The sequence below is a fragment of the Ruminococcus sp. AM43-6 genome (assembly GCF_003461785.1).
Lineage (GTDB): Bacteria > Bacillota > Clostridia > Oscillospirales > Ruminococcaceae > Hominimerdicola > Hominimerdicola aceti.
Genome location: NZ_QTXU01000046.1, coordinates 1 through 9159 on the forward strand (window position 1 = coordinate 1; position 9159 = coordinate 9159).

General features: G+C 35.9%; 12 protein-coding genes. 9 read left to right on the plus strand and 3 right to left on the minus strand.

Annotated elements, in window-relative coordinates:
* Positions 1 to 243 precede the first annotated feature (243 nt).
* The 9 genes from DW938_RS15320 (at position 244) to DW938_RS13805 (ending at position 5162) form a co-directional block, all read left to right on the plus strand.
* Complete coding sequence (locus DW938_RS15320) at positions 244 to 369, plus strand: hypothetical protein (RefSeq protein ID WP_278278302.1); 126 nt, start codon at positions 244 to 246, stop codon at positions 367 to 369.
* 112 nt (positions 370 to 481) lie between these two features.
* Positions 482 to 979, plus strand: coding sequence for a hypothetical protein (locus DW938_RS13765; RefSeq protein WP_118125480.1), 498 nt, complete (start codon positions 482 to 484; stop codon positions 977 to 979).
* A gap of 224 nt (positions 980 to 1203) precedes the next feature.
* Positions 1204 to 1533 carry a hypothetical protein gene (locus tag DW938_RS13770; RefSeq protein WP_051706603.1) on the plus strand — a complete coding sequence of 110 codons (330 nt, stop codon included), beginning with the start codon at positions 1204 to 1206 and terminating at the stop codon, positions 1531 to 1533.
* A gap of 257 nt (positions 1534 to 1790) precedes the next feature.
* A complete protein-coding gene (locus DW938_RS13780) occupies positions 1791 to 2231 on the plus strand; it encodes a hypothetical protein (RefSeq protein ID WP_118125482.1) in 441 nt (146 codons plus the stop codon).
* Positions 2232 to 2395: 164 nt separating this feature from the next.
* Positions 2396 to 2833 carry a hypothetical protein gene (locus tag DW938_RS13785; protein ID WP_147342402.1) on the plus strand — a complete coding sequence of 146 codons (438 nt, stop codon included), beginning with the start codon at positions 2396 to 2398 and terminating at the stop codon, positions 2831 to 2833.
* Positions 2814 to 3416, plus strand: coding sequence for a hypothetical protein (locus DW938_RS13790; RefSeq protein ID WP_117905765.1), 603 nt, complete (start codon positions 2814 to 2816; stop codon positions 3414 to 3416). The genes DW938_RS13785 and DW938_RS13790 overlap by 20 nt, the downstream gene beginning before the upstream one ends.
* Positions 3417 to 3688: 272 nt before the next feature.
* The gene (locus DW938_RS13795; protein WP_118125485.1) at positions 3689 to 4024 is read left to right on the plus strand and encodes a hypothetical protein; all 336 of its coding nucleotides are present in this window, start codon (positions 3689 to 3691) and stop codon (positions 4022 to 4024) included.
* Positions 4024 to 4413: a hypothetical protein gene (locus DW938_RS13800; protein WP_118125487.1), complete on the plus strand. Its 390-nt coding sequence runs from the start codon at positions 4024 to 4026 to the stop codon at positions 4411 to 4413. Before DW938_RS13795 ends, DW938_RS13800 begins: the two co-directional genes overlap by 1 nt.
* A gap of 74 nt (positions 4414 to 4487) precedes the next feature.
* On the plus strand, positions 4488 to 5162 hold the full coding sequence (locus DW938_RS13805) for a hypothetical protein (protein ID WP_118125489.1): 675 nt from the start codon (positions 4488 to 4490) through the stop codon (positions 5160 to 5162).
* A gap of 226 nt (positions 5163 to 5388) precedes the next feature.
* Here the strand turns inward: DW938_RS13805 and DW938_RS13810 are convergent, their stop codons facing one another.
* The 3 genes from DW938_RS13810 to asnB all read right to left on the minus strand — a co-directional run bounded on the left by DW938_RS13810 (position 5389) and on the right by asnB (position 8951).
* A complete protein-coding gene (locus DW938_RS13810) occupies positions 5389 to 6363 on the minus strand; it encodes an SPFH domain-containing protein (protein WP_022287345.1) in 975 nt (324 codons plus the stop codon).
* Between the two features lie 36 nt (positions 6364 to 6399).
* Positions 6400 to 6843 carry an NfeD family protein gene (locus DW938_RS13815; protein WP_117876069.1) on the minus strand — a complete coding sequence of 148 codons (444 nt, stop codon included), beginning with the start codon at positions 6841 to 6843 and terminating at the stop codon, positions 6400 to 6402.
* 272 nt (positions 6844 to 7115) lie between these two features.
* A complete protein-coding gene (gene asnB / locus DW938_RS13820; protein ID WP_118125491.1) occupies positions 7116 to 8951 on the minus strand; it encodes an asparagine synthase (glutamine-hydrolyzing) in 1836 nt (611 codons plus the stop codon).
* Positions 8952 to 9159 lie beyond the last annotated feature (208 nt).

A 9159-nucleotide genomic window follows, 5' to 3' on the forward strand; every position in this document is an offset into this window, starting at 1 on the left:
AAGCATAGCCTGTCACCACTGTAGTCAGCAGTTTGGACTATGCTAATATCATACCAAAGGAGATGATCGCTCAGAGGAATATATCAAAAATTCCCTTGAAATTGCCGTATATTTGTGGTACAATTAAAGAACAAGTTAAAAATATTTATGATACCAAGGAAATTCTTGTAGGTTCCGTAAACTGTATATCTACTGATAATCAAAATATTTCTGCACAGTCGCTTCTGACAGCGTATGAAAAAAATGTCGTTTACCGACGAGGAGCAGGAAAAGGTAAACAAAAGCAACGTCTACAACGATAAGTATATAGGAAATCTCCTCAGCCTTATCGGAACGACGTATTTCAGGCGCAGTATGGGAGTTAAATAATAAGGTTATTGCGTCAAGCGAACTTTATCAGAGATATCTCTTAAAGCAATACGCTAAAGAAGAGGTTGCAAAGGTATGCGGATATGAGGTTTCCAAAAAGATATCTCCTGAGTTGCTTGACTCAATATTCAAATCCGGTCAAGCTTCTGATATTGTTGCTATTCTTTCTAAGTATGATGATGAAGCAATTGTTGCGATAAATAAGATTTTGGATAAAGACGCTGTTGCAGCTTTGATAAGAGACTATGGTGATGATGGCGTTAAAGTTGCTGTTAAGGGCGGGAATAATCTCGTCGGGGCTTTGGCGAAGCTTGATGATGCGGCATTAGAAAGGTTTATGGGGATTGCTTCTAAGCAAGACAGAGAGTTCTTCAAGTTATTTGAAAATTGTGATAGATTTACAGATGATTTGATTAGTCTTGTCAATAAAAAAGGTGGAATAAATTTTAACGAGGTTGAAATTCATGGCATTATTAATACAGAAATTGATGAGATAGATTTTGCTACGAAAGTGATATACGAAGATAAAAATGCGAGAGGATTATATATAAAAAATCCAGATGTTCCACAAACTGAAACTCAATGGGCAAATAAGCAAATCTTAAAATAAGGTGAGAATAGAATAAAGGCACTTTCTCAGAATGAATTTAGCGTTTATATTGATGGTGAAGAATATAGTTTTTTATCTAGTGAGTTAAAAGATGTCAGGAGTTACGTATTTAGAATTAATGCAGATACACCTGAATTGAGAATAGCCGTTGAGGATTGTCTGGAACAACTTAGAATTCTTTATCCAGATTATAATTTTTCAGCTGTCTATGGAGGTTGATAGTAGTGTCTGTTGGTTTATATCGATATAGTGGAGATATTAATGATAAAAACACTGAACTTATTTTCAGTGAAAATATATCATCTGAGGTTTTCTATCAACGTTATTGGGTTAAGGCAATATGTGAATCCAAAGTTAAACTGTTTAAAGATGGATGCGATTTTGATGTGGGCGATTTAAATATTATTATGTCAGAATTAAATGCATTAGGGGCTTGGGCTACTGAGAATTTATCGGGAATAGATCTTAAATATATGAGTGAAAGAATAGAAAATTTAAAATCAGTTTTACCTCAAGCTTGTAAATGTAAAGGCGGAAAATTTTATATTTTTTAAATACAATAGAAAAATCTTATTCGGATGACGATAACACCTAAATACTTATCGCTTCGCTTCGGGGTATGTTTCTTCTTATCTTGAAAGCTTGGTGCTAGAACAGTTACTTGGTCTAAAGTTTCTTCAACCGGAGCTATCAATATATTTACTGAACTTGAACCTTGCTCAAGCTGCCGAAGCGTTATTAAACAATTCAATAGAGCATACCCCGGAATAGTTGTTAATGTGTATTGGAAATAATAGAAAGGATAGCACTTATGAATGATTATTTAGAGCCATATGAAGATATGTCTGCTTATTCTTTTGCAGTTGCGGAGAAATTTGTTGAACCGATAACGAATGCACTTTGTAAAACCATGGGTTTTGTTTTTGACAGAAAAGAAAAACGCAAGTCTTTTCCAAATCATTATTTTAAAGGTGATGAGAAATTTATTTTTCACAAAAGCAAAAATGATGAGCGTGCGTTTATGATTGCTTGTGAGGGTTGTCAGGGTTTTTGGGGAATTTCGGTCAAATGTAAAACCGAGGATAAAAAGCTTTTTTATGACACAATTAAATCTGATCTGTTTGAAAATAGTGATTATACCGGTATTCCTTTTTTTGAGATAGATGATTTTCAAGATCAATTAAGGGGGAATTTTACTAAAAGACAGGTGAACCTTATTTATAATGATTTAAAATACGCCGGACTAATATGATCATTTTGTAGATCAGGACATACATAACAAAACAAACCATACCGGCGGTCGCAAGATTTGGGGCGGCGATGATCTTGTAAGGGCGGTTAAGAATCTTGACGATGATGCAGCTGAATCGTTCATAAAAACTGCTTCTAAACAGGATGATGATTTTTTTTGTTTTGATGTCAAAATATGATGATATTCCTTCTTGGGCATGCTCTGATGTAATTGATTTTAATTCAGCTGAAAACGTAAATGAAATTTTAAAACAAAATGGATATACAAATCCCCCTTATAAGCCGGGAACTAATGTAACAACTATCGAATTAACTGAAAATACCACGTTTGTTAGAGTGTATGATGGTGAAATATCTGGTAAATACGGCGGTTGGATTATGAATTACAATGAGATTAAAGAACTTTCTCCAATAGAAATAAAAAATAGATTTGCTTTGCAAAATGTTCCTAAATATATTTGTGATGTAAAGTTGCCAAAAGGTTCAAGAATCAGATTTGGAATCGCAAACGGAATATCCGAATGGGGAAATGGTGGAGGTGTTCAATTTGATCTTATGAGGCAAGAAATAGGAGAGTTTTACAATGAAAGATTGTTATCATAATGAGGAATATAGTATGGTATTAAGAATGATAATATCTGAAAAATGGATTCATATAAATAGTTATGATGTTTGCTTTGATTATAATGTTAAGTCTGTAATAATTTTGAAACAAAAGATAATTGTACAGCTAGAAATCGGAGATTTATATGCTGTTGATATGGCAGGTAACATTATTGAAAAAAATAATAAGCCTTTTCAAAGATCAGACTTAGATAAAGATTTTATAGTAGAAATTAATCAGAATAATCTATATTTTAATAACTCTGCCGTTTATTTTGAACATAACATTTATTCTTTTGTTTTATTTGATGATAGGATAATTGTACAATTAAATGAACTGGATGCGTCTGTAAAATCTGATGAAATCGACAACGTATATGCCGTTGATATGGAAGGGAATGTTATCTGGCGAATTCAGAATAAAGAAAGGGTATGTCCGGAATATAAGTTTATTTCGCCGTATGTAATGATTAATTATATTGATGGTGAATTAATTGTAAATGATTTCAACGGATTCAGATTTGTGTTTTCACCTGACGACGGAACTTTTGTTAAACGAATTCAAAGTTTAAGACCTTGGTAATCAATTTGTAATTCAGATCTTTATGGTGACACCGCACAACTACCGCCTAACGGCTTTGTGTACGTCTAACTTGCCAATTTTCCGTTATCTTGCACAGAAACTCCTTGAAGGACGCAAGTATTCCTGCGTCGTTTCTATACAATCGAGCTTAAAGGCATTTGGGATAGTAATCCTAAATCTATTATTCAGAATAATGTTCAAGAGCAAAGCATTGAACATAAAAAAAGAGAAAACAGAAGAACCCAAATTATTCTCAGAAGGAGATTTTTGGTATGCAACCTACTAACTATGAATTCCTAGATAAAATTGCAGATGTATTTTTATCTCAAAGAGCATGTGGCAATAACAATGAATTAATAGATACAGTTTCTTTTTATGACAATAAAATGTCTTCTATTGTTTATGATTATTATCCATTTGAGGTTGAAATTAGAGATAACAACTTATATTTTTTTATCATAACAAATCGCAGTGAAAAGAAAATGCTATTTTCGTCATCGCTTAATACCGACTTTGATAAGCTTTGTGACAGTTTGATAAAATGTATAATGACAGATGTAAAAAAGCAGATTCCCAAGAAATTTTTAAAAGCAAAGGGGTTTTTATAATGAATGAAAATCAAGCAGAAATAAAAGCCCAAGCTGTTGAAACTGAAATGAAAAAATATTTTGGTAGTTTAGTTTCGAATTTTAATTTGATAGACGCTTTTTACGGCAATGGACATGAAGAATTTAGTCTGGGATTCAAGTATTGTGACTATTTTGATATGCGTTTTAATTATGGTCAAGGTGCTTGCGGATGCTGCATATGTTATGATTGGGGTGATAATAATGAGGCTATACTTATTAAAACCTCAATTGATGGTTGGTGGGAAAAAATTTCAATTCAATGGAAAAAATATTTTCATGAACTTAAAAAAGAACTGGATTTGCGTATTCCCGATGATTATTTAAAAGAAATTTATATAAATCCTAATACCGAGACAAATGTAGTGTGAACTAATGCGAATGCTACGGAACATATGGGGGAGTATGTTGGTCGATTTTAAAGTGTTGAAGGGAGAGATAGTTTTTGAATGATATAATCAGTACATTTAATGACTTGTATTATAAAATTCAAATATCTCATAATATTTGTTTGGCTAATGTAAGAAATATATGTTTGAAATCTTATAATAATTCTGTTGTCTGCGATGTTGATGGTGGCGCCCCGGAAATATATTACGAAATATTAGAGAGGAATTGTGGGCATTTTGCTGTTTTGAAAATAGAGCGAAACAGTCACGAGATTATATATGAAAGTGTTAATGCTGATTTCGCAGCAATTGCTCTTTTCCTGTTTCTTTCACGTCATCAAATAAAAAAAACTGATAATGATATTGAGATAGAAGAATTTATAAAAAAAGAAATTGCACACGGGAATATAGATTTGGCTAGACAGGTGATTGCAGAAAATTTTGGAGAAAAAACAATTTCGTTTGAAAAAAACGTATTCGATAAAATTTCTGTTATTACTTTGTCTACAAATAAAATTGACATTTTTTATCATGGCAATACAATTTTATTTTGTTCAGAATTTAATAAACCAGATCTTGAACGTGGATATTTAATTGCATTTAATAAATGCCGTATGATTAATATTTATCATAAAATAATGGTGAATATTACAAATATTATTCCCGATGTTAATGAAAACGAAAATAGAAGACTTAAATATCTATTTTTAGTTGGGACTATGGAAAAATAAGTATATCAAGTATAATAACGCATACAATTTTTCTTGCTGGCGGAGCATTTTTAGAGCCGATAGCTAACGTATTCATGCGAATGTATCATAGTTATTTTATTTCTTGATTTTTTTAGCTTAATGATATTGGGAGGGCATTGAATTTATCTCAGTGTCCTGCTCGCTTTTCAATGTAAAAAAATCCCCTCCAAAGCATTTGCCTTGAAGGGGATTAACTATATGCGTTTTACTGTGGCTTCTTAACGTCTGTCATGACTTCTTTAAGTCCTGTTGCAAGACCTGCAATACCCTGTATCTCACTTGGTATAATGATCTTTGTAGCCTTGCCGTCTGCTGCCTTAGCAAATGCTTCAAGGCTCTTGAGCTGGATTACCTGCTCGTTAGGGTTAGCAGCATTCAGCTTGACGATACTCTCAGCAATCGCCTTCTGTACCATGTCGATAGCCTGCGCTTCACCTTCTGCCTCAAGTATCTTCTGCTCCTTTACAGCGTCTGCACGAAGTATCATAGACTGCTTCTCAGCTTCGGCTGCAAGTATCTGTGACTCCTTGTCTGCCTGTGCTCTGAGTATCTTAGATTCTTTCTCACCCTCTGCAACAAGTACCTGAGATTTCTTCTCAGCCTCTGCCTGAATGACCTTTTCACGTCTTTCACGGTCAGCTTTCATCTGCTTTTCCATTGCGTCCTGAATTTCTCTTGGCGGAAGAATATTCTTAAGCTCAACTCTCTGCACCTTGATGCCCCATCTATCTGTGGCTTCATCAAGAATTGCTGTGATCCTTGTGTTGATAATGTCACGGGAAGTGAGCGTAGCCTCAAGATCAAGGTCACCAACAATGTTTCTGAGTGTTGTTGCCGTCAGATTTTCAATAGCTGAGATAGGTCTTTCAACGCCGTATGTGAACTGCATTGCGTTTGTTATCTGGAAGAACACAACAGTGTCTATCTGCATTGTTACGTTATCCTTTGTGATAACTGACTGTGGCTTGAAGTCAACTACCTGCTCTTTGATAGATACTCTTTTTGCAACTCGGTCGATAAAAGGTACTTTTACGTGAAGTCCCGTTCCCCATGCCGCATGAAAAGCTCCAAGTCTTTCAACTACAAATACATATGCCTGCGGTACTATCTTGATGTTGCTGATAACAATGATTATAAGCAATACGATGATAGCAAGTACGATATAAATTCCAGGTTCCATTATATGCCTCCTAAAAAAATAAGTTTATGTAAGCTGTTACTTTTCTTCTGAAACTATCAGCTTTGCACCGTCAATACGCACGACCTTCACTGGTGTGCCCTCTGAGATCTTTGAGCCGTCCTCAGTTCTTGCTGCCCAATCTGTGCCCTCAAGAGTGACCCTGCCTTTGTTCACAGAGTTATCTATAGGCTCAATAACTATTGCAGTTTTTCCCACATCAAGCTCGTAATTTGTTGCAACTGTCTTGTTCTGGAGCTTCTTGACCACAGGTCTTGTAAGCAAAAGAAGTATGATTGAGCTTACGACGAATACGATGCACTGTGTAAGGAAAGAAAGCTTAGCTATGGCACAAAACATCGCAATAAGCGCTGCTATAGCAAGCCATATAGACACAAGTGCCGTTCCTGTTGCGACCTCGCATACAACAAAGAACACGAAAGCTAAAGCCCAAAAAACTATTTTGAGTGTAGCAATTGTCATATGATACCCCCTGTTCCTCTCATTTATTTAAGATTTATTATAACATATTATTTTAAAATTTACAATAGCTAAGACACAATATTTTTGCTTTTTTAACTTTAATCTTCAATGATTTTACATTGACCGTACCATATTTTATTAGCTGTACTCTAATATATACATATTGATGCTACTACATAAAGAAAAAAGTATTTCTAAAAGATAGTTATATAAAAAAATTTACAGTAAAAGCGGTAACCCACTGGAGGTAACCGCTTTTACTATTTGTGTAATTATACGTTGTCACTGAAATAAACATCATACCAAACAAGGAATGAGAACACTGTCCAGATCTTTCTAGAATAATCATACTTGCCTGCACGATGATCGTCAAGAAGCTGTACAAGCTTATCTGTGTGGAAGAACTGTGCCGACTGAGGAGAAGTAAACTTATCCTTTACTATATTATAATACTTATCTTCTTTTAGCCATACCCTGATAGGAACAGGGAAGCCGAGCTTCTTTTTCTTAGCTGTCTGTGGAGGGCAAGCCTGAAGTGCAGCAAGACGCATTGCATACTTCGTTTCAGTTTCAGTAACTCTGTCCTTTACAGGTATCTGCTCTGCAAGCTCCATAACCTTTCTGTCAAGGAACGGTACACGAAGCTCTAGGGAGTGAGCCATGCTCATTTTATCCGCCTTAAGAAGAATATCACCTGTCATCCAAAGGTGCAGATCAATGTACTGCATCTGCGTTACCTGATCCTGATCTCTTACCTTATCGTAGAAAGGCTTTGTGATAGCCATAGCGTCAGGAGCGCTTGTTTTTATGCTCAGAATGTCCTTGCGCTCTTTCTCAGAGAAGATGTATGCGTTACCAATAAATCTCTCGTCAAGGTCCTTAGAACCTCTTATAAGATAGTTTATGCCGTGCTTGTGAGGCAGTTTCTCAGCAACTGCACCAACAGCCTTTCTGATAGGTCTTGGTATCTTGAAGTAGCTTGCCATATCAGCAGGGTTGTGATAGATGTTGTATCCACCGAATATTTCGTCTGCACCCTCGCCTGAAAGCACTGCCTTGACCTTTTCAGAAGCTATTTGACATACGAAGAACAGAGCCACAGCCGCAGGGTCTGCGAGAGGTTCGTCCATGTGATACTGTATTTTTGAAAGGCTGTTCCAGTATTCCTCAGGAGAAATGACCTTGGAGAAATTCTCCTTGTGGATATACTTTGAAAATTCCTTAGCATAACCTATCTCGTTGTACTTTTCGTCCTCACCAAAGCCTACAGTAAAGGTCTTGTCAACGTTGGCAACAGCGGCAACATAGCTTGAGTCAACACCACTTGAAAGGAAAGAACCTACCTCAACGTCAGCGAACTTGTGTACCTCAACAGAGTTCTTGAAAGTGTCGGATATCCTATTCACCCAATCTTCAAGAGAAGGACCATTGTCAGCGTGGAATTTAACTTCCCAATATCTTCTTACGCTCATCTCGCCGTTCTTGTATGTAAAGCAGTGAGCGGCAGGGAGCTTGTAAACATTTTTGAAGAAAGTTTCTGTTGTAGGAGAATACTGGAATGTGAGATAAGTTTCAAGAACGTCTGTGTTAAGCTCCTTCTTAAAATGAGGGTGGTCAAGAAAACTCTTTATCTCAGAACCCCACATAAGAGTTTCGCCCATTTTTGCGTAGTAAAGAGGCTTGATACCGAAGAAATCTCTTGCACCGAAAACCTCGTTTGTGTTCTTGTTGAAGATAACGAATGCAAACATACCTCTCAGCTTGTCGAGCATATCCTCGCCCCACTGCTCATAGCCGTGGATAAGCACCTCTGAGTCGGTCTGTGTATAGAACTTGTGACCAGACGCTACAAGCTCCTCACGGAGATCCTTGTAGTTGTATATCTCACCGTTGAATGTAAGTACCAACGACTTATCTTCATTAAAGATAGGCTGGCTACCTTGATCTGAAAGGTCGATGATCGAAAGTCGGCGGAAACCCATTGCGATCTGCTCGTCAACATATTTTCCGTCAGAGTCAGGACCTCTATGTTTTATTCTATCCATCATTTTTCCAAGAACTATGGAAGCGTCATTGATTTTATTTGTAAATCCAACAAAACCGCACATATAAAAGCCTCATTTCTGTTAAATCAAATTGCCTGTATCTTAGTTAATACGGCCGCCTGTCGCCTAGTGAACGTCAAGCAATATAATATTTATTATACACTATATGCGGCTTTTTTGCAAGGGGTAAAAACAAAAATTAAACAATAAAAGTGTAGTGCTACAATAGATATTGGACAAAATTAAGAAAAAAGAAAAGAGAGATAGACAA